Annotated in this window: 24 protein-coding genes; 18 read left to right on the top strand and 6 right to left on the bottom strand. The window is 53.3% G+C overall.

Annotated elements, in window-relative coordinates; translation table 11 throughout:
* The first annotated feature begins 1 nt into the window (after position 1).
* A complete protein-coding gene (locus ACFQ88_RS32610; protein ID WP_379461060.1) occupies positions 2-265 on the top strand; it encodes a DUF6171 family protein in 264 nt (87 codons plus the stop codon).
* A gap of 459 nt (positions 266-724) precedes the next feature.
* Here ACFQ88_RS32610 and ACFQ88_RS32605 read toward each other — a convergent pair whose 3' ends face one another.
* Positions 725-1867, bottom strand: a complete 1143-nt coding sequence (locus ACFQ88_RS32605) for a GNAT family N-acetyltransferase (protein WP_379461058.1) — start codon at positions 1865-1867, stop codon at positions 725-727.
* 1 nt (position 1868) lies between these two features.
* Positions 1869-2807 (bottom strand): N-acetylmuramic acid 6-phosphate etherase, encoded by a 939-nt coding sequence (gene murQ, locus ACFQ88_RS32600; protein WP_379461056.1) that lies wholly within the window; start codon positions 2805-2807, stop codon positions 1869-1871.
* A 283-nt stretch (positions 2808-3090) separates the two neighbouring features.
* Here murQ and ACFQ88_RS32595 point away from each other — a divergent pair, with 283 nt between their 5' ends.
* From ACFQ88_RS32595 to ACFQ88_RS32555, 9 genes are all read left to right on the top strand, one after another.
* Positions 3091-3960 (top strand): MurR/RpiR family transcriptional regulator, encoded by an 870-nt coding sequence (locus ACFQ88_RS32595; protein ID WP_239629639.1) that lies wholly within the window; start codon positions 3091-3093, stop codon positions 3958-3960.
* Positions 3961-3984: 24 nt separating this feature from the next.
* A complete protein-coding gene (locus tag ACFQ88_RS32590) occupies positions 3985-5361 on the top strand; it encodes an ABC transporter substrate-binding protein (RefSeq protein WP_379461053.1) in 1377 nt (458 codons plus the stop codon).
* Positions 5362-5454: 93 nt separating this feature from the next.
* Positions 5455-6390, top strand: coding sequence for a carbohydrate ABC transporter permease (locus ACFQ88_RS32585; RefSeq protein WP_239629635.1), 936 nt, complete (start codon positions 5455-5457; stop codon positions 6388-6390).
* 101 nt (positions 6391-6491) lie between these two features.
* Positions 6492-7235, top strand: a complete 744-nt coding sequence (locus ACFQ88_RS32580; RefSeq protein WP_379461345.1) for a carbohydrate ABC transporter permease — start codon at positions 6492-6494, stop codon at positions 7233-7235.
* 12 nt (positions 7236-7247) lie between these two features.
* A complete protein-coding gene (locus ACFQ88_RS32575; protein ID WP_379461051.1) occupies positions 7248-8366 on the top strand; it encodes an ABC transporter ATP-binding protein in 1119 nt (372 codons plus the stop codon).
* A gap of 22 nt (positions 8367-8388) precedes the next feature.
* Positions 8389-9099: a hypothetical protein gene (locus tag ACFQ88_RS32570; protein WP_379461049.1), complete on the top strand. Its 711-nt coding sequence runs from the start codon at positions 8389-8391 to the stop codon at positions 9097-9099.
* A 6-nt stretch (positions 9100-9105) separates the two neighbouring features.
* Positions 9106-10290, top strand: coding sequence for an exo-beta-N-acetylmuramidase NamZ family protein (locus ACFQ88_RS32565; RefSeq protein WP_379461047.1), 1185 nt, complete (start codon positions 9106-9108; stop codon positions 10288-10290).
* A 2-nt stretch (positions 10291-10292) separates the two neighbouring features.
* A complete protein-coding gene (gene nagZ / locus ACFQ88_RS32560; protein WP_379461045.1) occupies positions 10293-11924 on the top strand; it encodes a beta-N-acetylhexosaminidase in 1632 nt (543 codons plus the stop codon).
* Positions 11921-13162 carry an anhydro-N-acetylmuramic acid kinase gene (locus tag ACFQ88_RS32555; RefSeq protein WP_379461043.1) on the top strand — a complete coding sequence of 414 codons (1242 nt, stop codon included), beginning with the start codon at positions 11921-11923 and terminating at the stop codon, positions 13160-13162. The genes nagZ and ACFQ88_RS32555 overlap by 4 nt, the downstream gene beginning before the upstream one ends.
* 126 nt (positions 13163-13288) lie before the next feature.
* Here the strand turns inward: ACFQ88_RS32555 and ACFQ88_RS32550 are convergent, their stop codons facing one another.
* A complete protein-coding gene (locus ACFQ88_RS32550; RefSeq protein WP_239629621.1) occupies positions 13289-13513 on the bottom strand; it encodes a hypothetical protein in 225 nt (74 codons plus the stop codon).
* Positions 13514-13854: 341 nt separating this feature from the next.
* On the opposite strand from ACFQ88_RS32550, the gene ACFQ88_RS32545 reads away from it, so the two are divergent.
* On the top strand, positions 13855-14124 hold the full coding sequence (locus ACFQ88_RS32545; RefSeq protein ID WP_239629618.1) for a hypothetical protein: 270 nt from the start codon (positions 13855-13857) through the stop codon (positions 14122-14124).
* 224 nt (positions 14125-14348) lie between these two features.
* Positions 14349-15530 carry a YhgE/Pip domain-containing protein gene (locus ACFQ88_RS32540; RefSeq protein ID WP_379461041.1) on the top strand — a complete coding sequence of 394 codons (1182 nt, stop codon included), beginning with the start codon at positions 14349-14351 and terminating at the stop codon, positions 15528-15530.
* A 13-nt stretch (positions 15531-15543) separates the two neighbouring features.
* On the opposite strand, the gene ACFQ88_RS32535 is transcribed toward ACFQ88_RS32540, so the two are convergent.
* Entirely contained in the window at positions 15544-16515 is a 972-nt protein-coding gene (locus tag ACFQ88_RS32535) for a hypothetical protein (protein WP_379461039.1), read from the bottom strand.
* A gap of 237 nt (positions 16516-16752) precedes the next feature.
* Between ACFQ88_RS32535 and ACFQ88_RS32530 the strand changes: the two genes are divergently transcribed.
* Positions 16753-17355, top strand: a complete 603-nt coding sequence (locus ACFQ88_RS32530) for a TetR family transcriptional regulator (protein WP_239629612.1) — start codon at positions 16753-16755, stop codon at positions 17353-17355.
* 88 nt (positions 17356-17443) lie between these two features.
* Here the strand turns inward: ACFQ88_RS32530 and ACFQ88_RS32525 are convergent, their stop codons facing one another.
* Positions 17444-18019 carry a GbsR/MarR family transcriptional regulator gene (locus tag ACFQ88_RS32525; RefSeq protein ID WP_379461037.1) on the bottom strand — a complete coding sequence of 192 codons (576 nt, stop codon included), beginning with the start codon at positions 18017-18019 and terminating at the stop codon, positions 17444-17446.
* 259 nt (positions 18020-18278) lie between these two features.
* On the opposite strand from ACFQ88_RS32525, the gene ACFQ88_RS32520 reads away from it, so the two are divergent.
* Genes ACFQ88_RS32520 through ACFQ88_RS32510 form a run of 3 tightly spaced genes read left to right on the top strand, consistent with a single transcriptional unit; the run spans position 18279 to position 21232 of the window.
* Positions 18279-19505 carry a quaternary amine ABC transporter ATP-binding protein gene (locus ACFQ88_RS32520; protein WP_379461035.1) on the top strand — a complete coding sequence of 409 codons (1227 nt, stop codon included), beginning with the start codon at positions 18279-18281 and terminating at the stop codon, positions 19503-19505.
* Entirely contained in the window at positions 19477-20322 is an 846-nt protein-coding gene (locus tag ACFQ88_RS32515; protein ID WP_239629607.1) for an ABC transporter permease, read from the top strand. Before ACFQ88_RS32520 ends, ACFQ88_RS32515 begins: the two co-directional genes overlap by 29 nt.
* A 1-nt stretch (position 20323) precedes the next feature.
* Positions 20324-21232: a glycine betaine ABC transporter substrate-binding protein gene (locus ACFQ88_RS32510; protein ID WP_379461032.1), complete on the top strand. Its 909-nt coding sequence runs from the start codon at positions 20324-20326 to the stop codon at positions 21230-21232.
* Between the two features lie 57 nt (positions 21233-21289).
* Here the strand turns inward: ACFQ88_RS32510 and ACFQ88_RS32505 are convergent, their stop codons facing one another.
* Positions 21290-22015, bottom strand: coding sequence for a polysaccharide deacetylase family protein (locus ACFQ88_RS32505; protein ID WP_481857627.1), 726 nt, complete (start codon positions 22013-22015; stop codon positions 21290-21292).
* Between the two features lie 320 nt (positions 22016-22335).
* On the opposite strand from ACFQ88_RS32505, the gene ACFQ88_RS32500 reads away from it, so the two are divergent.
* Positions 22336-22875, top strand: a complete 540-nt coding sequence (locus tag ACFQ88_RS32500; RefSeq protein ID WP_379461030.1) for an MOSC domain-containing protein — start codon at positions 22336-22338, stop codon at positions 22873-22875.
* A 263-nt stretch (positions 22876-23138) separates the two neighbouring features.
* Positions 23139-24305, top strand: a complete 1167-nt coding sequence (locus tag ACFQ88_RS32495; protein WP_379461028.1) for a serine/threonine protein kinase — start codon at positions 23139-23141, stop codon at positions 24303-24305.
* Positions 24306-24310: the final 5 nt, after the last annotated feature.

The following is a 24310-nucleotide window of genomic DNA, read 5'->3' as shown; positions in this document are numbered from 1 at the left end:
TATGGCGACGCGACCGTGCCGCGGCTGTCCCGGCGCCATGGAAGTCACGGCGGAGCAAATCGTCCGCCTGACCGACGTCGTGCGGCGCACGCCATCCGATTGCGTGCCGGACGATGTGTACGAGCAAAGATTGGCGCGCTGCCAGGATTGCGAATCGCTGCTCGATTCGCATACATGCCGTCATTGCGGCTGCTTCGTGCAGGTCCGGGCGCTGCTTAAGGAACGAGGGTGCCCTTATCCAGGAGGTTCGAGATGGGCGGTATGATTGTCGGACCTGCCAAGACAAGAATAGAAAAAGCCGGAACAACATGATACTCATGTCTCCGGTTGGGCTTGTTGAGATACCTAGGTACTCGTGTTTTGATTATATATTTCGGTTGGTGGAGGCACTCTCCAGTCAAGCCTTACGAAGATCGATCGGACAGGAGATCCGTTATTTCCTGAAATGATGCTGCTTTTGGAATGCGATCGGACCGAGAGTCCGTTATTTGCTAGTTTTACCTGAGAAACATGTGTATTTTCACGAAATAAGGGATCTAGAGTCCGATCACCCTGCATACTGAGCCATTTTGGGTAAAATAAAGGATCTACGGTCCGTTGCAACTAAACAACGGGTAAGCCAGGTTTATCAACAGCCTGAGCCGGAACATGATACTCATGTCTCCGGCTGTTTTTTTAATGGCTATTGATGTTAACCACCCGAGCGAACGTGCGGGAAATACGTTTACACGTAATTAAGCCCATCCGTGAAAGGAAACGGAACCGGGAACAGGGCCGACAGCGCTGAAGCAGCCTGGGGATCGGCTTCCGATGGGAGGTCGCCTTCAAATACGAGCGAGATGACCTGCTGCGGATTCAGCGTGAAGGACTGTCCGTGTACGGTAAGACGGATCATGTCCTCCTCCAGAGCTTCGACCGACAACGATTGCAGAGCTTGCGCCGCTCCAGGATGGCCCTGCCAATAGGGCTGCAATTGCTCGAGTAAGCGTGGAAGGCTGACGATCTTGACCGTTCCCTGGTTTTTCTCCGTTTTCGATTCGAATGGCGCCATTGCTTCCAACAGCCCGGTTTCATGCGGGGATACGGCGACGCGAATTTCGCTCAATCCATATCGCTCACGCGCATAGTCTGCAAGCATGGCGATCGCTTGCGCATCGCCGGCATGCTCGACAACGAACGGAGTCCGCTTGTTTGTGTAAGGCGGATTCGGAACGGCAATGACCGCGTAGGCGACAGGGACGCCTGCTTTCTGGGCAACCACTACGCGATGCTTCATCTTGATGCAGCTGACGATCGCCTCGCTCTGTATCAGCTTGGCGATATCAAAGACGCTTTGCTCGAAGGCAGCGGTCCGGGCTGCGGCCAGCTTGTGCAGGTGCAGCCAATCCGTTGGCGCAAGCTCGCGCAGCGTCAGCTGTCCGGAGCTGTCCTGCAGCTGCCCCGTCGACTCGGCATTCAGCGAGAAGCGCTGAATTTGCCCGTAGGGAAGGCAATGGACGCGAGTGTACAAGGAGCGTCCCCCGGATACGAGCAGCAGGGAAGCTCCCGCTTTATCGATATGCTCGAAGATGCGCTCGAGAATTTGGCTGGCGTAGCCTTGGCCGCGGTGTTCGGTGTGCGTGCATACCGAGCCCAGCAAATAAACGTTAACGCGGGCTTGCCCGATACGAATGACACCGGGCACAAGGCCCATGAAGGAAACAAGCTTTCCGTTATCGAACGCGCCGTACGATTGTCCCAAGCTTGTGGAGAACACGTCCGGGAACGCGGTTCCCATGGACACCTGCTCCGAATCCCGGAATACGGCATCCGACAATGCAATGGCATCGTTCATCTCTTCCGGACGGACCGTCCGAATTTCCAACATCCTACATTCCTCCCTTAATGTGCTCCGTTGCTTCCATTTCTGCCTGCAATAGGGCCAGGCGTACGAAACCATTGGTTTGCTCCAGCAGCTGTTTCGCCCCGTTATAATCCACCTGCGCCAAAATCATGACGATAGCCGTTTTCACATGGCCGCCGGATTGGACGAACGCTTGATGGACGGCTTCCTCCGACGCTCCGGTCGCCATGCTGATGATTCGTTTAGCGCGGAAGACGAGCTTTTCGTTCGAAGGCATGACGTCGACCATAAGATTCTCGTACACTTTTCCCATTTGAATCATAGAGGCGGTAGTCAAAATGTTCAGAATCTGCTTCTGAGCGGAGCCTGATTTCATACGGGTAGAGCCAAGAATGACTTCCGGTCCGACAACAGCCTCCAGCATTAAATCCGCGGTCTGTACCATAGGTGTATGTTCATTATTGCATAAGCCGATCACTTTGGCACCGATTTCTTTCGCGCGCTTCATTGCGCCGAGCACATAGGGAGTTCTGCCGCTGGCGGCTATGCCGACTACGACATCCAGGGAGGTGACGCCGTAGGTATCCATGTCCCGGGCTCCCAGTTCCGGGTTATCCTCAGCGCCTTCGACCGATTCCTTGATCGCCTGGTCGCCGCCTGCAATAATACCCTGCACCATGGACGGGATCGTCCCGTATGTAGGCGGACATTCCGATGCGTCGAGGATGCCGAGACGGCCGCTTGTTCCGGCTCCGACATAAAACAATCTTCCTTCCCGTTTGAAAGCGCCAACAATGATATCCACAGCTTTGGCGATGAAAGGCGTTATTTGCTCAATGGCAATGGTCACGTTCTTATCTTCTTCATTGATGAGGGCAACGATCTGCTCGGACGAGAGCCTGTCGATGTGGGTCGTATGTTCATTGCGTTGTTCCGTCGTGAGTTCGCTCAATAAATTGGACATAAGTTTGCTCCTTTATAAATAGGTTAGGGTCCAATGAAAGGACTGTCGACTGTAAACAGCAGCCGCTTCTCTCGACCGGGGACAAAGAGCCCGCATAGTTTTGATTTAGAGTATAAAGTAAGAATTTAGGTTTGTAAAATAAAATTTCATGAAAATAAAATTGTATTGATATAAAATTTTATGTATTGTATAATCGACTCATTGAAAACGTAATCAATAACAGAGACCTACAAAAACAATACGTACTATGTAATTTAATATAACATGAAAGAGGGTGTGAGTTTTGAATGGGGGGCTTGTCCGGTTACGGGAAATCATAGAGCATCTGACCCCTTCAGAGAAGAAGGTAGCGGAATATATTTTGGAGCACCCGGGTAGCATGATCGAGCTGTCGGTCGCACAGCTTGCCGAATTCAGCGGCGCCTCCCAGGCGGCCATCGTCAGACTATGCAAATCGATGGGTGTCAAAGGCTATCAGGATTTGAAGCTTAAGGTTGCGGGAGATCTGCGGGAGGCCGCCGCGGAAAGTCACGGCTATCAAGAAATTCGTTCGAACGATTCCATCGAAACTATTGTGCACAACGTATCTAACAACAACATCCAATCGATACGCGATACGGTCAAAATTTTGGATCTGAATCAGGTAAGCCGCGCTGTTGAAGCGCTCCGTCGAGCCAAACGCATTTATTTTTACGGAATAGGAGCTTCCAATCTGATAGGCCAGGACGCGCAGCAAAAGTTTTTGCGCATCAACAAGATGTGCTTCTGCTTTGCCGATCCGCACGTGCAGTTGACCTCGGCGGTAACGCTGACAGAGGACGATGTCGCCGTAGGCATCAGCTACTCGGGAGAGACGCGGGAGGTCATTGCTTCACTCCGAGCCGCGAAGCAGAATGGAGCGACGACCATTAGCATTTCCAAATACGGCGCCACGACGCTCGGAGCGTTCACGGATATTCCGCTATGCATTTCGTCCACGGAGAACGAAATCCGCAGCGGCGCTATGGCATCAAGAATGACTCAGCTGAATGTCATCGACATTTTGTATCTCGCCGTAGCCAGCGACAATTACGAGAAGTCCGTCATGTTCCTGGATAGAAGTCGTCAAGCGATACGCGAGCTGGAGAACGGTTTTACGAAATATCATAAATAAAACCATGTACTGGGGGATGGACGTATGAAGGTTAGTAAATTATTGGCACTAACGCTCGCCGGGAGTCTTGTAGTCGTATCCGCTTGCTCAAAGACGGAACAGCCGAAGGGCGATACGGCGGCTCCGCCGGCCAAGGACGACAACAAGCCTGACGTAGTTAAGGTATGGACTTATCCCGTTCATTTGGATTATGAGAAAGACTTGAAGGAATTGGTTGCCGATTTCAATAAACAGTATCCGCACATCAAGGTGGAAACGGAAATGCTCTCCTGGGCGGAAGGACCGAAGAAGTTCGACGTGGCGCTGAACGCCGGAGATCCGCCGGATCTGTATTATCATGCCGTATCCGGCCATTACGTGAATACGGGCTTGGCTATCCAGCTCGACAAGTATTTGACTCAGGAAATTAAGGACGACTACCTGCCCGGCACTCTCGAACTCGGTAAAATTCAAGGCAAGCAATACGGTCTGCCTTTGACGCAGGGACAATGGGCTTGGGGCGGCAACAAGCGAATTCTGGAGGAAGCAGGAGTCGATTGGAAGAAGATTCAGGAGAAGGGCTGGACCTGGTCGGAGTTTATTGAAATCGGCAAAAAGCTGACGAAGAAGCTCCCTGACGGATCGATGCAATATGGGCTTGCTACCGACGGCACGAGTCTCGACTTCAGCCAAATGATTACGAAAAATGCCGGACTGGTCGAAGTTGTTGATGCCAAAGGCAACTTTATTTGGAACGACAATAAAATCCTCGATTCCTTGAAATTCATCGATACGCTGATGAAGGAAGGCATCATGCCGAAGGAAACCGGCGCATTGTCTCCGCAACAAAGAACGCAAATGCTGTATGACGGCAAAGCGGCTGTCATCAGCAAGGCGCTGCCTTATTACGATACGATCATTGCGAACCGCAACAAGGATATCGACGCAGGCAAAGTGAAGGGCGAGAAGATCGACTACATTTACCTGCCGGTTCCTCACCATGAGAGCGCTCCGGGCAAAACGTACGTCATGGGCGAAGGCTACGTGATGTTTAAACAGAAGAACGATAAAGGCGAGCAGCACGCCAAAAACGCCTTCCTCGTCATGGAGGCACTTAGCGGAGCGAAGGCCGGCAATTCCTCTAACGAGCTGAATCTGCCGTTCGTCCGCAAATCCCAAGCCAAACTGTTCGAGGGCAAAAGCAAGGCGACGCCTCACAACTGGGCAGCAGCGCAAAACTTTACCAAGAGCACGGTTACTTCCATCGAGAGCGAGCTGGATGTCGACAAATCGACGAAGCTGAAGCAGTTCCAAGAGCAGGTGCAGAAGCCGGCGTTCCAGGCATTGCTCGCAGGCGAGAAGAAGCCTGAGCAGATTGCCGAGGAATTCAAGGCGAAAGGGAAACAAATTTTTGGTCAGTAAGAAATCCGGCGGCCCTATATGAGCTCATATGGGGCTCCTTTTTTCCCTGTGCAAGGGGTGGCTTACAAGAAATAAGGAATAAGGAGAATGGCGATGCACAATTCACATCCGGTACCGAATCGCTCCGTCAAGGACCAACGAACGGCTTCTCCCGTCAGGCAGTTTATAAGGGAATACGGCTGGGCTTATTTGTTCATTCTTGTCCCGGTGCTGCTGTTTCTCATCTTTACGCTCTACCCGGTCATTTCGGCGTTTATGATGAGCTTCCAAAAGCACACGGTCATGAAGACGACATGGGTGGGACTGGACAATTACCGGTATATGTTCATGGACGAGGTGTTTTGGAAGTCGCTGAAAAACACCGTTATTTTCACGGTAGGCACCGTTCCGGTTAATATTATCATTACCTTTGGGCTGGCCTTCTTTATTTTTCAGATGAAGCAGTCGTGGCAGACGTTCTTCAAAGCGGCGCTCTATTTGCCGGGAGTCGCTTCCGGCGTTACGATCTCGCTCGTCTGGCTGGCCATCTTCGATCCGACCCCTACGGGGCTTATGAATACCGTATTAAGCTGGTTCGGACTCGATCCGGTCATTTGGCTGGGAAAGTCGAACAGCGCCCTGTTTTCGCTCATGCTGATGACTTACCTCGGCTCCCACGGGGGCGGGATCATTTTATATTTGGCAGCTATGGGAGGCATTCCGAAATCGCTGTATGAAGCGGCGGATATCGACCATGCCAGCGGCTGGGCGAAGTTTACCAAGATTACTTGGCCTCTCTTGAAGCCGACGACGCTTTATTTGCTCGTGACAGGGGTCATTACGTCGTTCCAGGTGTTTATTAGCGTCTATTTGATGACTCAGGGCGGTCCGAACTTTGCCACGACGACGATTGCGTATTTGATTTACCAAACCGCGTTTGTGTTCTACGATTTCGGATTGGCGTCGGCTCAATCGTTCGTGCTCGCTGCCATCATCATTCTCATATCCATCGTGCAGTTCAAATATTTCTCATCGGACATTGAGTACTAGGGGGTGACGTGTTGAGTACCAAAGCCAAAGTGATTTTCATAAGCATTACCGTCTGCGTGCTCTCGTTCTGGGCGTTCATTACGATCGTCCCTCTGTACTGGATGGTTATCGGTTCATTTCAGGATTCCATGGCTTCCGCCTCGTTCAAGCCTCAGATGATCCCGGACATATGGTCGATCGCTCCTTACGAGCGGTTCTTTTCCAAGACGATGGCGATCAAATGGCTGTTGAACTCGTTGTTCGTCTCCTCGGTGCTGACGGTATCGAACCTGCTGTTCGCATCTCTTGCGGGATATGCCTTCGCCAAGCTGAAGTTTCCGGGCAGCAATGCGATCTTCTGGGTACTGCTCGGCACGATGATGATTCCGGCGCAGGTGACCTTGATTCCGCTTTATGTTCTTGTCATTAACGTCTTCGATCTGGCGGACACGTATACGGCGATGATTGTGCCGACGCTCGTCAGCGTAGGGAATATTTTTCTGATGAAGCAGTATATGTCCACCCTGCCTACGTCGCTCATTCATGCTGCCCGAATCGATGCCTGCAGCGAATTCGGTATTTTCTCGAAGGTGATCCTGCCTATGGCTAAGCCCGGGCTTGCGGTTCTTGCGATTTTCACGTTTGTCGCCAACTGGAACGACTTTTTCTGGCCTTTCCTGGTTACCCGAAGCAACGATATGAGGACGATTCAGGTAGGTTTGGCCAGCTTCAAATTTGCGGAATCGACGGATTACGGCGCAATCATGGCGGGAGCTACCATCGGGGCGCTGCCGATGATCATCTTGTTTTTCTCGCTGCAAAAATATTTCTTGCAAGGCATTACTATCGGAGCTGTGAAAGGCTAGGGGGAGGAAACGATGGCACAAGTGGTGTTCAAAAACGTCCGCAAAGAATATGTAGATGAAAAAAGAGGAAGCTTCACAGCGGTAGCTGATTCGAATTTCGTCATTGAAGATAAAGAATTCGTCGTCTTCGTCGGCCCTTCCGGCTGCGGAAAAACGACCTCGCTTCGCATGATTGCAGGATTGGAAAAGCAGACGAGCGGAGATATTTACATCGGAGACCGGGTCGTCAACCAAATGCATCCCAAAGACCGGGATATTGCCATGGTGTTTCAGGATTACGCCCTGTACCCGCATATGACGATCAAGGAAAATTTGTCGTTCGGGCTGCGGAATTTGAAACGCCCCAAGGACGAGATCGAACGCAAAGTGAATGAGGCGTCAACGATTCTCGGTCTGGATGCGCTGCTCGATCGCAAGCCGAAGGAATTAAGCGGCGGCCAGCGGCAGAGGGTCGCGGTCGGACGGGCGATCGTGCGTAATCCGCAGGTATTCCTGTTCGACGAGCCGCTGTCCAATCTGGACGCGAAGCTGCGTATTCAAATGCGGGTGGAGCTGGCGGAGCTTCACAAAAGGCTGGGAGCGACGATTGTGTACGTGACGCACGATCAGGTCGAGGCGATGACGCTCGGCGAGCGGATTGTCGTCATGAATCAGGGCTTGATTCAGCAAGTCGCATCGCCTACGGTGCTGTATAATGAACCGAACAATATGTTCGTTGCAGGGTTTATCGGTTCGCCCGCGATGAATTTCATGGATGCGCGGATCGATAACGGCAAAGCGCATGTAGAAGGGGCTTCGTTCGCTCTGAGTGACGAGCTGGCAAAAGGCTTGAAAGCCTATGAAGGGAAAAGCATCGTTATGGGTATACGTCCCGAGCATGTTTACGGCGAAGAGTTCGCCCCGCCATCGGCAAGCGAGCATAAAATCCGCGCCGTCGTACAGGTTGTGGAAAATTTGGGCGCGGAAAACTTGCTTTATTTCAAAGTCGGCCAGCGTATGGTCACGGCCCGGGTACATCCGGAAACGGACGCCGCCGTAGGACAAATGAAGCTGTTCGCGTTCGATCGCAACAAGCTGCATTTTTTCGATCCGGAGACGGAAGCGAGAATTGTCATCGGCAAATTGCCTTAAGCGCTAGAAAGGAGTGTCCGGTATGCGTAAGCTTAGCGAAATGGTAGCCCGAACCGGGGTGCAGGTATATCGCGAAATCATATTCGTCTTTCTTCTCAGCATGATCAGCTCGGCCGTGCTTGTTCCGGTTGTACTGCTGCTCCCTGTCGCTTTCGCCGTCATCGCGCTTATTGTTCTGTATGTACCTTTATGCACCGGCGTCATTTACGCCTGTCACCGCAAGCTGCAGGGGGAGCGGGCGGGAATTCGTGCGATGCTGGCCGGAGCCGGGAAATATTATCTTCCTTCCCTGCTGTTCGGGCTCGTCTGCGCTTTATTCGTGCTGATCCTCGTATCGTCCTGGTGGTATTACGGCAGCAAAAACGGCACGCTGTATTTGACCCTGGCTGTGTTTCAGACGTATTTTGTCGCGATGTTTTTCGTATCGCAGCTGTATGTGCTTCCACTGGTTGTGCAGGAGAAGGCGGGCATATTTACCGCTATGGGCAGGAGCATGAAGCTGTTCGTCGCCCACCCCATGTATACGCTCGGCGCCTTCATTCAGGCGGTCAGCATGGCGCTGCTGCTGGGGCTTACCGTAATCGGCTTCGGCTGCCTGTACTTGGGCATGCTCGGCATGTTCCTGAATCAAATTACGGCTAACGTGCTGCCAGGCAAGGAAGACGAAGCCGGCGGGAGCGAGAACGGCAGGCTGTCTGCCGACGCCTCGAAGCTGTTTCTCAGGGAGGGATAGTGCTGTATGACGTACACTTGCGAGGTAGTGACAGGGGCAGACCGGCTTCTGTCGCTGGAAAAGGAGGTCATCGGCGGGCTAAGGATCGGATTGCTGACCAATCCTACCGGAATAACGAGCCGGTTCGAATCGCTCATCGATGTATGCGGAAGCGCGTCTTCTGCCGTGTTGACAGCGTTGTTCGCTTGCGAGCATGGAATCCGCGGAGAGAAGCAGGCCGGGGTGCTGTTCGAGGATGAGACGGATCCGCTGCTCGGCATCCCCGTGTTCAGCCTGTACGGAACGAACAAAAAGCCGACCGAAGAAATGATGAGCACGGTCGACGCCGTCATTTTTGACATTCAAGATTTGGGCGTGCGTTTTTATACGTATCTGACCACGCTTGCTTATATGTTGGAGGCATGTGCGCAGTATGGCAAGCGTCTCGTTGTGCTGGATCGCCCGAATCCGCTCGGCGGCATCGTCTGTGAGGGCGGGCTGCTTCAGCCGGGGTTCGAGTCGATGGTAGGCGCCGGGCCCGTTCCGTTTCGCACGGGCTTGACCATCGGCGAGTTCGCCCGTTATTTCAATTCGCGGCTCGAGAAGCCTTGTGAGCTGCAGGTCATCCCGATGCTGAACTGGCGGCGCGGGATGGAATATCCTGCAACGGGCTTGCCGTGGCTGATGCCCTCGCCTAATATGCCGACGATGGATACGGTAAGAGTGTATGCCGGGCATTGCTTGTTCGAGGGAACGAACGTTTCGGAAGGCAGAGGAACGACGCGTCCGTTCGAATTGATCGGAGCGCCATGGATCGACGGCCGCCGTCTGTGCGAGCGTATGAGCCGTCTGCAGCTTCCCGGCGTGCATTACCATCCGGTAACATTTACGCCGATGTTCTCCAAGCATCAAGGGCAGCTGTGTGGCGGGGTTCAGGCATTCGTGACTTCTCCGGGCTCGTACCGGTCCGTAATGAGCGCGCTGTATCTTTTGCATACGGTGATCGACATGCACCCGACGGAGTTTGAATGGATCGCTCCGTTCAAGGAAGGGCGCAAACCTTTCATCGATTATTTGTCGGGAAGCGATGCGGTTCGGACCGCTATCCATAAGCCGGAGGGGCTTCAGGGCATCATCTCTGCATGGGACAGTCAAACTGGCGAATGGGAGCGAACCCGGCAGCCCTATCTTTTATATGGAGTGGATGCGTAGTGGTGGAAAAGGCTCATATTACCAGTACGGCATTGGCTGCAATGGACTTGAGGCAAAAGGTCGGACAAATGATTCAGGCCGGCTTCGACGGCTTGGAGCCAAGCAAGGAAATAATAGAGCTGATCGAGAAGCATCACTTGGGCGGGGTCATATTGTTCGCCCGCAACGTTCAAGACGTGAACCAGGTCGCAGCTTTGACGGATAAGCTTCAACAGGCTGCCTTAAACTCCGGCCACATCCCGCTGTGGATCTCTATCGATCAGGAAGGCGGCATGGTAGCGCGGATTACCGAAGGAGTCGCCTTGATGCCGGGTCAAATGGCGATATCGGCGGGCGGCGATCCGGGTGCGGCATACGATGCGGCGAATCTATGCGGCCAAGAGCTAAGGACGCTTGGGATTAATATGAACTTTGCGCCGGATTTGGACGTGAACGTCAATCCGGATAATCCGGTTATCGGTGTTCGCTCGTTCGGCGAGTCTCCGCAGTCAGTGGCTGACTTTGGAGCTGAGGCAATACGAGGTTATCGGGATGCCGGTGTCGTGGCTGTCGCCAAGCATTTCCCGGGGCACGGGGACACGAATGTCGACTCGCATCTCGATCTGCCGACGATCAGCCACCCGCGGGAACGGATTGATCAGGTGGAGCTGCTGCCGTTCCATGAGGCGATAGATGCCGGCGTGGAGGCGATTATGTCGTCGCACATCGTTTCTCCGGCCTTCGAATCGAGTAAGCTTCCGGCCACGCTGTCGTCTGCCGTACTAACCGGCTTGCTGAGGGAGGAGCTTGGGTTTGGCGGCGTCATCGTCACGGATTGCATGGAAATGCAGGCGATTTCGGACCATTTCGGAACGGTGCAGGCGGCCGTCATGGCCGTGAAGGCGGGGGCCGACTGCATCTTGATCAGCCATCGCTACGAGCTGCAGATAGGCGCTATCGAAGCGATTGTTGCGGCGGTGGAGTCCGGAATAATCAGCGAGGAGCGGATCGACCGCTCTGTAGAACGGCTGCTGGCGCTCAAGAGAAAACGGCTCGCAGAGGCGAATGCCCCTATGGCGATCGAGCAGGTAGGGAGCCGGGAGCACAGGGAGAAGGCAAGAGTGATAAGTGAGGCCAGCATGACTCTAGTGAAGGACGACAACGGCTATTTGCCCTTGCGGCATGCGGATACGCTGGTGATCCAGATGGAGGCGGCGGTTTCGTCCGTTGTCGACGAAACGCTTCATATGCCGCTGACCTTGGGCAGAGCGTTATCGGCCGCCGGAATTCGGACTGAAGAACGGATGATTCCCGCCTCGAAAGCAGGCGAAGAGCTTGAAGTCTTGCACGAGCTGGCGGAACGCTTCGAGCAAATCGTCGTCGGCACCTACAATGCATCGTTCCATCCCGGTCAAGTACAGCTGGTCAAGGAGCTGCAGAGGACGGGGAAACGGCTGATTGTTGTAGCTCTTCGTAATCCTTACGATATAAAACAATTCCCGGATATATCAACGTATCTCGCCGCCTATGAATCGCGGCCGCTGGCATTGCAAAGCATCGCTAGATGCTTGATCGGGGCTATTCCGGCCAAAGGCCGGCTGCCTGTAACGCTCAGCCCCGAATATCAAGCAGGATGGGGAGGGAGTCGGTTGTGAGGGAAGGCAGTTTTCCGATGTGGTCGTCATATAGAGCCAAACAACGGCATTTTGTTATCGGCATTATGTCCGGAACATCGCTGGACGGTGTGGATGCGGCTTTGGTTCAAATCGATACGGATACCGGTGCTGATTCAGGAGGCACTATCAAGTCTTTAAGCATGGCAGCATTCCAATACGTTCCGTTCTCTAAGGAGCTTCGCGATAGGCTCATCCGCTTGTGCGCGGTCGACACCGCTAGGTTGGATGAGCTTGTAACGGCCCACTTCGGGGTGTCCGAATGGTATGCCCATGCGGTTCAGCTTCTATTGCAATCGGCGGGGATGAAGCCGTCGGAGGTCGATGCGATAAGCATGCATGGCCAGACGATTTGGCATGCGCCGGAGCGGAGCGATTTCCCGGGTCCGACCGGACCTGTAGCTGTCCGCTCGACGCTGCAGATTGGCGAAACCGCCGTGGTCGCCGAACGAACGGGCATCCCCGTCATTGGCAATCTGCGTGCCCGCGATATGGCTGCGGGAGGTGAAGGAGCACCGCTCGCTCCATATCTGGACAGCCTTCTGTTCGGACATCCGGGTGAGGGGCGCATCGTGCAAAATATCGGCGGCATCGGCAACGCCACCGTCATTCCGGCACGTTCAACCGGTGAAGAGGTGTACGCTTACGATACCGGGCCGGGCAATATGGTCGTCGACGCATTGGTCCGTGAAGAGAGCGGAGGCAGGCTGCAGTACGATGAAGGCGGAGCCATTGCCGCCTCGGGCGAGGTTTGTGAGGAGCTGGTTGCATTGTTTTACGACAGCGACGAGTTTTATCGGCGGGTTCCTCCCAAAAGCACGGGCAGGGAAGTATACGGCTCCGGCTACGCTGCACGTTTTTTGGCGGAAGGCAGACGCAGACAGCTCCGCTTTGAAGATATTGCCGCCTCGGCGACCGCTTTGACGGCCCGATCGATCGTACAGTCGTACGAGCAATTTGTTTTTCCGGCAACGGGGATCGGGGAAGTGATTGTTTCGGGCGGAGGCTCGCATAATAAGACGATGCTCTCCATGATGCGCAGCATGCTCCCGGACAGCACGAAGCTTTCGACCACTGCCGAACACGGCATGCAGGACGATGCGCGCGAGGCGATTGCCTTTGCCGTGCTGGGGCACCAGTCGCTGATGGGCAAGCCCGGCAATTTGCCGGCGGTGACGGGTGCGGATAAGCAAGTGATATTGGGCCATTTAACGCTATAAAAGCGCTTACAGGGAAGTCCGCGGCAGTGCGGGCTTCCCTGCTTTTTGCGCATATTTCGCATGTCGTTCAGGCTTTGACTTATAAATGACGCTAACGCTTAAGGCTTCAATCAAGCTGCAGCCGCTTTACTTCATAAATTGCATCCATAACCCGACGATCAGCATGATGGTTGCCGAGGCAAAGAAAAAGTAGCCGAAATATCGGATTGGGGATGGCATGGAATCCAAGTCGGCCTTTTTCGGCGTTCCGCCGCCTTCGATTTTTTGCATATCCAGCATTAGAGGATTGACGTATTCGGCTTCGGAATCGGTTCGTGCCGGCTCCGGCTTGGTTTCGTGCGTTTTTTTCATGGGATCCCTCCTAAGAGCTTTCCAAAGGAAAGCTGGCTTCGAAAGCATTACTGAGTTTTGCGAGGAGCAAAACTTACTTCGAAAGCATGATGCTTAGCCTCCAGAGGAAAAGGGGACAAGCTTGCTAGCGCTTTTCCATCTGTGGAAATATTTATTAACTATTTTGACGCATTTTATTCCCAAAAGTTGCTTGTACGAAACTGCGTTTGTACCGCTTTTTCAAGGGCTAGTGTCTAATTTTTCGGGATATGGGTGAATAGCCGTGTTCCAAGTAGGTGTATTGCCATAGACTGTTGGTGTGTTCGATAGGAGCACGCCCTACAAATTACGGAGGTGTCCTCATGGAAAAATACAAACCGATGCCAATGCCAATGACTTCCCCTGCGATGCAAATGCCTATGGGTCCTGCGCCAATATCTGCACCAATGACTGCGCCAATGTCTTACCCTATGGGACCGGTTAATGTTCACGCCAGCTACGAAGAAATCAACATTTACGGGCCGAAAAAACATCACCATCATGGTTGCCATGTAGGCGGGGTATCATCAGCAGGAACAATTCTGGTTCTGTTCATTCTGCTCGTGATCATCTTGCGCTGCGGCTTAAAATGACACAGTAGGTAATGCGCGTGCTGATTAACGCGCTGCTACTGCCATGATGGGAAGGCTCCTTACTCTTTCGGGTGGGGGTGGGGAGCCTTTCGCGGGTGGCCTTCGGCGGCGGCGAGCCATAAAACCGAGAAGCTGTTGACAGGACCGACATATAGCTTTTATTATTTAAACAAACGTTTAATTAAAATAAACGTTTAAGACCTACATAGAGGAGAGATTCATACATGCTGCCTGCGCTGCGCGAGTATTTGAAAAGACCGACGACGATCATAGGGATCGTTACGGCCATGATGTTCCAAATTATTTTTAGCGTCATCTGGATGACCGGATACGCAGGGGTTACGGACAATACCAGGCATCTGAAAATTGCTGTAGTGAACGAGGACAGCGGAATGGGCCGTGCCATCGCCGAGAAAGTAAAGGCAAGCCTGCCTTTCGAGATCCGTGAGGAAGCGTCCCATACGGAAGCGCTGGCCCAATTGGAACGGAGAGACGTGCAAATGGTGCTTCACATACCGGCCGATTTTACCCGGCAGCTTCAATCCGCCGGACAAAAAGGGCAGATCGGCTACACGATCAACGAATCCAATCCTGCTTTAATCAAAAGCATCATGCAAGGTGTCGCCAATGGCATCACCACGACGGTGAACAAAGAAGCTGCAGCGGCGGGAGCGCAGGCTGTTTTGGCGCAAACGAATATGGCTCCGCAGCAAGCCCAAGAGATCGCTCAGGGGATCGCTCAGGGGATCGCGGACAAAGTGCAGGGGGCCATCGAATATACGCATCCGGTCCGCAATATGGCGAATCAAATGATTCCTATGATGCTGGTGCTAGCTTCCTTCGTCGGCACAATGATTATGGGGATGAATTTGCAGCAGTCGACGCTATCGATCCCATCTACCGAATTAACGGGTAAATGGGGCAAATTTGGTGCCAGAATGGTTATCAACATCGTTTCATCCGTCGTAATTGCATTGGTAGGCTGCTCGCTTGTGATGGCTCTTGGGGGCGAATCGGCCGGGGGCTTTGTGGCGATGTGGCTGTTCCAGACGTTATTTTTGTTCACGTTTATGCTGTTCTCCCAGTTGTTCCTGCTTGCTTTCGGCATGGCGGGAATGCTGTTTAACATAGCGATGCTGTCCGTTCAGCTCGTCTCTTCGGGAGCGATGGTGCCGCGGGAGCTGCTGTCGGGCTTCTATTTGACGCTAAGCGATTATTTGCCTGCTACGTATGCCGTCGAAGGAATGATGAACATCTTGTTCGGTGGACCGGGAGCAGGCTCCGATGCAGGGGCGCTGGCGATCATCGCCCTGGTATGCGGGGTGCTGGCTACCGCGGCAGTCGGCTTGCGCAAAGAAACGGGCGCACGTACCGCTCCTTCCCGGCCGGAATTATCCCGAGCCTAACCCGCCCGCCGGATTAAGGAGCAACGTAGCAATGACGGGTCTGCTCGCTGCGGCTGCTTAAGGTGTACGATCCGTCTTTGGTATACTGAGGCGGTTCTTTTACCATACGGTAAAAGAGAATCCGGTAAAAAGAAGGCAGCGGAACCGGCTGTCCGGATTCAAGCGGCTGGATCTTTTTTTTGTCGATCGCAAAAGCCGTTTCGGACGGACCGGGGACATGGCTGCTCCAAAGCTGCCCGTCTACCGAAATACCGAATCCGTTTCCATCGGCTTGCCCGGGAGGCAGCAGGTCTTTAACGGAATGATCGGTCAACGTTTGGATCAGGGAAGCCATTCGGACATGCTGAACGGAGAGCGGACGTGACGGGCCTGTGCCGCCGTTCGTTGAGACGGAAGGCTTCCTCGGATCTTTAGGGTGCGTCTGGCTGTACTGAATACGATATTCGGATTGATCCGGGTCAAGTGTGATGGCATAGTAAACGGCATGATCCGTATTCGAATCGCGGACCAAATTCATGTTTAACTGCTCGAGCGTCCCGTCAGGCTCGAAGTTGACGCGGACGTCCTGTACGATGGCATCGGTTCCGGTGTAGCGGGATATTTCGTTCCAGTCGCTCTTCCAGTTCATCTGGTAAATGTTCGAGTCGGATGCAGGAACGTCCACTTGGTGGCTGGACACATAATGGTCCGGCAGCAGATGATAGACGAAGCCGCTCAAAAACACCAGGAAGCCGACAAATACGGCTTTGCGTTTCGGAGCCGGATTCAATACCGGGCGGAAACACAACAAATATGCCGCTATTCCAAGCGGGATGGACAGAGAGTTCCAGCTGAAGGAGAAGCAGCCGAGCATAAAATAGCCTAACAGCTTCAAGGCAAATCCATTTTCCAGGTGTTCCCGTTTCCGGTAGATGAAATAGAGCCCGATAAGCGCTACGGTCTGAATGACAATACCGGTATAACTTAAAATCGCTATGTCGTACACAATGCATGGTCCTCTCTACAATGATGGGATTACCTCTCCCGGAATGATGGACGACGAACGGGCGGTTATTGTTGCATCCATTAGGATAAATAAGTACCGTACGGGAGTGAATGCAGCTGCTTTGCAATCGCTTGCGCTCCGCCCAATAAAGTTTCATAATAGAAGAAATGCAGCAATAAGAAAAGAGCATGGCTTGCAGCTGGGAGCTCTCATAAAGGAATATGTAAGGAGATACCAATGGCACACGCGGAATCGGATATGAAAATACGCATTTTGCTGGCAGCCAAAAAGCTGTTTGCTCTGCAAGGGTTTGACGGAACAAGCGTCCGGCAAATTTGTGAAGAAGCGGGCGCGAATGTAGCGCTGGTTTCGTACTATTTTGGCGGCAAGGAAAAAGTGTTCCATGCCTTGTTCGATTATTTTTTCGTCGGTCATCGCCTGCATGAGGTGGAGGAGCAGCTAAGAGAGCCGGTGAAAGGGCTAGGGCTGCTGATCCGGGAGATCGTATGGTTTTGCATGAACGACCCGGAGCTGGCTTCCATCATTCAGCAGGAGTTTGCTGCGAACTCGCAGCGTGCGCCGCAAATTCAAGAGCGGACGTTACCCTTCTGGATGAAAATAAGGGAGATGCTCGAAAAGGGAAAGCAGGCCGGACGGTTTCGCTATGAATCGTTGGACCACACTTTGATTTTCGTTGTAAGCACGGCCTTGTCGATGAAAAAAGCGACCATGCTTCAGCCGCTCTTAGCCGGGCGGGAAGCTACCGTAGAGGAAACGGCGGAATACGCCTGTCTGTTTATCATGAGGGCGCTCGGTGCGGCGGATGGCGGCGAGGGCTGATGCGGTAAAATAGAAAGCCAAGGATCTTATCGATCGCTTGGCTTTTTTGTTTTTCCTCACTCTTGAAGTACGTCGCTCTATGGTTGGCTTATTTGCCGTCGTTGTCGGGCGCTTCCTTGGGAATAAACTGATAAATGTCTCCGGATTCGAACGAATCTATAAGCTTTCCGAGCCAAGCGTAGTAGGCAAGAGCTTCTTTGATTTTATGCGTATCGGCGGCCAGCTGGGCTTGAAACGATTCATCGTCCGGATAACGGTCCGTCAAATCGCGCAGCTCGGCCAATGACTTGCGCAGCGACTGCTGGTTAATTTCCACCGCTTTGCGCCACTTGATTCCGAAATAATCGGCGAAGGTTTGATACCAGTCCGATTCCACCTCATAAAGATCTTTCCGCGATCCTTTTTCCCACACCTGATTGACCATCTTCAGATCGAGCAGCGTACGAATCCCCGTGCTCATGCTCGTCTTGCTCATCTCCATGGCCTTGCCCATATCGTCAAGCGTCATCGGTTTATTTTGGAAGAACATCAAACCGTATAAAAGTCCGTGGGACAGAGTGATCCCGTACAAATCCATATTTTTGCCGATGGACTCAATGACGCGCTTACGCGCTTTCTGAATCGCGATTTCCTGCTCGGGTGTCATTCCTTCGAGCCCGTCCATATTGCACACTCTCCTCTGTCGATGTCCTAAATCCGGATCGCCCGCCTGATTAGAACTCACGACTATTGTAAAAAACAATGCAACGATTGTAAAGCGGCCGTTAAGCAAACATAACGGAGCATACGGGAGGAAATGAAATAAAACATTGTACAGTTTTTTCTGTACGTACGAAATAAACTAAAAAAAGTGTTGACTCATCAGAGTGCTTTCTTTACACTTAGTTAAGTGAACTGGAAACAAACTGGAATGAGGTGATACCTTGGCCATTATCGAGGTGAAGGAGCTAACGAAGGTGTTCGGCCCTAATCCGGAAAGTGCGCTGATGCACCTTGCGAATGGGAAGTCGAAAGAGCAGATTTACAAAGAAACGAAGCATACGATAGGGGTCAACAAAGTCAGCTTTACGATCGAGCCTGGGGAGATCTTCGTCATTATGGGCTTGTCGGGAAGCGGGAAGTCCACGCTCATCCGTCTCTTGAACCGTCTGATTGAGCCGACGGCCGGATCGATTGCCGTGCACGGCAAAGACATCGTCAAGATGAATCAAGAGGAGCTGAGGCGGGTACGGAGAGAGCAGATCAGCATGGTTTTTCAAAAATTCGCCTTGTTCCCGCATCGCACCGTAGTTGAAAATGCGGAATACGGCCTGGAGGTTCAGGGCATAGACAAAGCGGTCCGCAGGGAAAAGGCGATGGCGTCGCTGGAGCTGGTCGGCTTGAAGGGCTGGGAGCACGGCTATCCCGACCAGTTGAGCGGAGGCATGCAGCAGAGGGTCGGTCTTGCGAGAGCGCTTGCCAACGACCCGGATATTTTGTTCATGGATGAGGCGTTCAGCGCGTTGGATCCGCTTATTCGCAAGGATATGCAGGACGAACTGCTGGAGCTTCAGGAAACGATGAAAAAAACGATCGTCTTCATTACGCACGATCTGGATGAAGCGCTGCGAATCGGAGACCGGATCGCGCTTATGAAGGACGGAGCCATCGTACAGATCGGCACGCCGGAAGAGATTATGATCAATCCGGCCAACGAATACGTGGAACGGTTCGTCGAAGATGTGGATTTGTCGAAAGTGCTGACAGCGGCGCACGTCATGCGGAGACCGGAAACGATCGCTCTGGACCGCGGGCCGCGCGTTGCCCTTCAGCTTATGCGCGAAAGCGGCATATCGAACTTGTTCGTCGTTGACCGGTCCAAGCGGCTGATCGGCGTTATTACGGCGGAGGATGCTTCCGCGGCTGCGCGGGAAGGCCGGACGCTGGAGGATATCGTCATCCGGAACGTTCCTACCGTAGCGCCGGAGATGCTGCTGAACGAATTGTTTGAAATAAGCGGGACGGCCAAATATCCCGTTGCCGTTATTAATGAGACTGGCCGTATTGTCGGCGTCATTGTGCGCGGAGCCGTGCTGGGGGCATTAGCAGGGCAATATTCGCCGGTGAAGGAGGTGACGGCGGATGAGCATGCTGCCGAAGCTACCTCTTGATGAATGGGTGGAGAGCGGAGTCGATGCGCTGGGCTCGTCATTATCGTTTTTCTTCGACGGCGTTTCGGGGTGCATTGAAGGGATTGTTGAAGGCTTCTCCTTCTTGCTGCACCTGCCTCCGGCACTTATCATGATAGTTTTGCTGGGGGGATTGGCCTATTGGTTCGGGAGGCTGCCGCTGGCGCTGTTTACCGTGATCGGGATGTATTTGATCGTCAATCTGGGCTACTGGGAGCACACGATGGACACGCTGGCGTTGGTGCTGACTTCCGCTCTCATTTCGATAGCGCTTGGAGTGCCTAGCGGAATCCTGTGCGCCAAGGACCAGAGAGTACAAAATATATTAACGCCTGTGCTCGATTTCATGCAGACAATGCCGGCGTTCGTGTACTTGATTCCCGCCGTTACCTTTTTCGGCTTGGGGGTCGTACCCGGAGTGATCGCGTCCGTTATTTTCGCCGTTCCGCCAACGATCCGGCTGACCAATCTGGGTATAAGGCAGGTTCCAGCCGATTTGGTGGAAGCCGCCGACGCATTTGGCTCGACATCCGGGCAAATGCTGTTCAAGGTTCAGCTGCCGCTAGCGGTGCCTTCCATCATGGCAGGCATCAATCAGACGCTTATGCTTGCTCTATCCATGGTCGTCATTGCGTCCATGATCGGAGCACAAGGAATTGGCGCCGACGTCTACAGGGCCGTTACGCAAATTAAAACGGGGCAAGGGTTTGAAGCCGGACTGGCGATTGTCATTTTGGCCATCTTTTTGGACCGGATGACACAGCATTTAATGAAAAGAAAAAGAAAAGGGAGAGGGTAATATGAAATTAAAACCTATTAAATCGATATTAGTACTAAGTATTTCTGCACTTATTATTGTATCCGGTTGTTCCAAAAGTACGAATTCGAATGCGAATGCGAATGCCTCGCAAACGGTCGGAGATCAGGTGAAGCACGAAATTATCGGAATCGACCCTGGAGCCGGAATTATGAAATCGACGGCGCAGGTACTCAAGGATTACGATCTAAAGGACTGGAAGCTTGTCGAGGGCTCGGGCGCAGCCATGACGGCGGCTTTGGATAAAGCGATCAAGGACAAAAAGCCGATTATCATCACCGGCTGGACTCCGCACTGGATGTTCGGCAAATACGATTTGAAATATTTAAAGGATCCGAAAAACGTGTTCGGCGGAGACGAGCAAATTCATACGATTGTGCGCAGCGGCCTTAAGACGGATGAGCCTTCGGCCTACAGCGTGCTGGATAAGTTCGAATGGACGCCTGAGGATATGGCGAAAGTGATGGTGGACATCCAGAACGGGAAAAAGCCGGAGGAAGCGGCTGCGGAATGGGTTAAAGGCAACGCAGCCAAAGTCGATGCCTGGAGCAAAGATGCGGCCAAAGCGGACGGCAAAAAGCTGAAGCTCGCTTACGTCGCATGGGATTCGGAGATCGCAAGCACGAATGTGATCAAGCAGGTGCTCGAAACGAAGCTTGGCTACAAGGTGGATTTGCTTCAGGTTGAAGCGGGACCGATGTGGGCCGGAGTCTCAAACGGCGATGCGGACGCGATTGTAGCGGCTTGGCTGCCGACGACGCATAAAGACTATTACGACAAGTATAAAGGAAAATTTGAAGATTTGGGCCCGAACTTGAACGGAACCAAGACTGGTCTTGTCGTCCCTTCGTATGTGAACCTCGAATCGATTGAAGATTTGAAAACGAAATAACACGAAGAAAAGAGCAGCTTGTCCGATTTTTTCGGCGGCTGCTCTCTTTTATGCCCATTATTTCAGATCGTCGGCCTGCTTAACAGGGGTATGCTTGCTGTAAGTCAAAAGCTCGGAAATGGTGACGAACCGGTAGCCTCTGTCTCTTAGCTCCGGTAAAATTTGTTTCAACGCAGGGATCGTTTGCGTTTTGCCTTCTACATAATCATGGAACAGGACAATGTCGCCATTGCGGGCATTGTTGAGCACGGTGGACGTTATTTTGCCAACGCCTGGCGTGTTCCAGTCGTTAGTATTTTGATGCCAAGACCACATGACGACCTTGAAACCTTCTTTTTTGGCGATTCGTACGAGCGTATCGTTGTAGTACCCGCCAGGCGGCCGGAATAGATGAGGTCTAAGCCCGCTTGCTTTAAAAATAGCCTCCTGCGTCTTGCTCAATTCCTCTTTGAATTGCCGCTCGGATACTTTGTTGCTGAAATACAAGTGCCTGTACGTATGATTGGCGAGCTCATGCCCTTCGTCGGCTTCTCTCTTGACCAAGTCGGGGTATCTTTCGGCTTTATTGCCGATGATGAAGAAGGTCGCTTTGACATCGTATTCCTTCAGCAAATCCAGAATATACGGCGTATCCTCTGGATCGGGGCCGTCGTCAAAGGTCAGAGCAATGACTTTCTCCTCGGTCGGCACCTCCCAGACGACTTCGCCTCTTTTCTCGTAATATTGGCGTCCTTTCCCTTTGCTCGGCGCCGCCGCTATAGCGGACCCAAAAGCAAGCAGCATGCAGCTTGAAAGCACGAATACTTTCACTTTTGAACGATGCATAACCCATGGCCTCCTGTAATTTCGTGCTCATTCCATTGCTTCATAGACTTCCCTAATAGCATAAAATTACCCATCCATCCAATTCCCATTATTTCCTAAAAATTGATCATTCGCAGAACTTTATCCGGAACTGACCATTGGATAGTATCGTCCTGATTCGATAAGTTATAATAGAGGGATGACCGGTTCGGTATACAAATACGGAGCTTATATTATGCGTTGGGGAACAGAATCCGTATGCTTGTCGACTGAAAGGCATGGTTAAGGAGGAGAAGCCAATGAAAGTATATGAAGCGGTTACCGATGCGGTATTGGCGGCACGAGATACCGATCATTTTATTACGTCGCGGGAGCCTCGGATTACAATTGAGCTTGGAGGGATTCCCGGCGACCGGCACTTTGGGCTATTGCGGCCGGCAGATTCGAGACAGCGCATTTATCCTCGGGGGACGATGATTGCGAACCGGAGGCAAATCAGTATCGTTTCCGCAGAAGAGTGCGCCCAAATTGCGGAGGCTCTGGGGATTGAGCAGGTGCTTCCGGAATGGCTTGGAGCCAATATGCTGCTAAGCGGGTACGAGGGGTTGACGCTGCTGCCTCAGGGAGCAAGGCTCTTATTCCCCGATGGGACGGGACTGATTTGCGAAGGGGAGAATTTGCCCTGTATCGGTCCGGGGGAAGCGATCGCACGGGCGACGGGCAAGCCTGAGATTGCCGCGACCTTCGTAAAGGCAGCCAAGAAGAAGCGGGGCATCGTTTGTTCCGTAGAACGGGAAGGAACGGTTAATGCGGGCGATACCGTCCGAATTTATACATAAGCAGAGCGGCCGGTTAGCTATCTTGTTCAAGACCGAGAAAAAAAGGCAGTGGGCATGAAAGAGTTTTTTATTGCATTTGTAAGGAATATATGGTAATTTATATACAACATTTGGTAAACGTGAGCGGAAGAACCGCCTCTGCCATGCGCATGTCGCATGGAGGGGCGGTTTTTTTTGCTGTTCAGAAATGGTTGTGCAGCCTGTAAACAGGCTGAATCCGTACAATCAAAGGCTGGAACTAGAACATGATGGAGGCGATCTGCATGGATGAACTGCCGCAAAGGCTGAAGCCGGGCGATGTGCTTGGAGGGCGATACCGGATCGAGGCGCTAATCGGACAAGGAGGAATGAGCACCGTTTACTTGGCGGAGGATATGCGCTTGCCCGGCAAGAAGCGCGCCGTCAAGCAATCCCGGCAGGAGGAGGGAGCCCGCGCCAGCCTCGCCGAGGCCAATATGCTGGTCAAGCTGAACCATCCCAATCTGCCGGATATCGTCGACTACTACGGGGCGGAACGGGAAGGCCGCTTTAACTATTTGGTGATGGATTATATCGAGGGGGAAACGCTGCTGCAGCGATTCGAGCGGCAAGGTCGGCGTATGCCGGCAAGCCAAGTGAGCGAATATGCTTTGCAGCTGTGCGATGTGCTGGACTATTTGCACGGGCATTTGCAGGATCCGATCATTTATCGGGACTTGAAGCCGTCGAATTTGATGATCGATGTGCATGAGCGGTTGTGGCTGATCGATTTTGGCATTGCGCGCAGCTATCGAATCGGGCAGGATGCCGATACGGTTCCGATCGGCACGATCGGCTTTGCCGCGCCGGAGCAATTTGCCGGACGGCAGACGGATGCGCGGACCGACTTGTACGGGCTTGGCGCGCTGATGTACTACCTGATGAGCGGCGGGCAATACCGGCACGCCGCTGGCAAGCATTTGCGCGAGCTCGATGCCGGGCTGCCTCTGGGCCTTGCGGAGCTGGTGGAGAAGCTGCTGCAGGCCGAGCCCGACTCGCGCTGCCAAAGCGCTGCGGAGGTGCGCGGCGAGCTGCAGCGCCTGCTCACGGAGCAGCGGGCGCAGGACAGCCGGCGGGGGGAGCGGCAGCCGCTGCTCGTCGCCGTAGGCGCGCTGTACGCCGGCGCAGGCGCCACGTTCGCGGCGCTCGCCCTGGCCCGCGCGCTGCATGGGCTCGGCGTGCCGCACGCGCTGGTGGAGCCGCCCAAGCAGCAGCCGGAGCTGTACGCGCTGCTGTTCGGCGAGAAGCACGCGCCTGCAGGCTACCGCTGCTACACCGAAGCAGCGGGCGAGCCCGCGCTGCGCGAGGCGGCGTGGGGGGGCGGGGGGACCCGGGGGGGGGCGGGCCCCCCCCCCCCCGGAGCGGGGCGCGCGCCCGCGCCGCCCGCCCCCGCCCCCCCCGGGGTGGTTTAAAAAAA

The sequence above is a fragment of the Paenibacillus sp. NPDC056579 genome, assembly GCF_042793215.1.
GTDB lineage: Bacteria > Bacillota > Bacilli > Paenibacillales > NBRC-103111 > Paenibacillus_S.
This window is presented reverse-complemented; position numbering and strand designations above follow the sequence as displayed.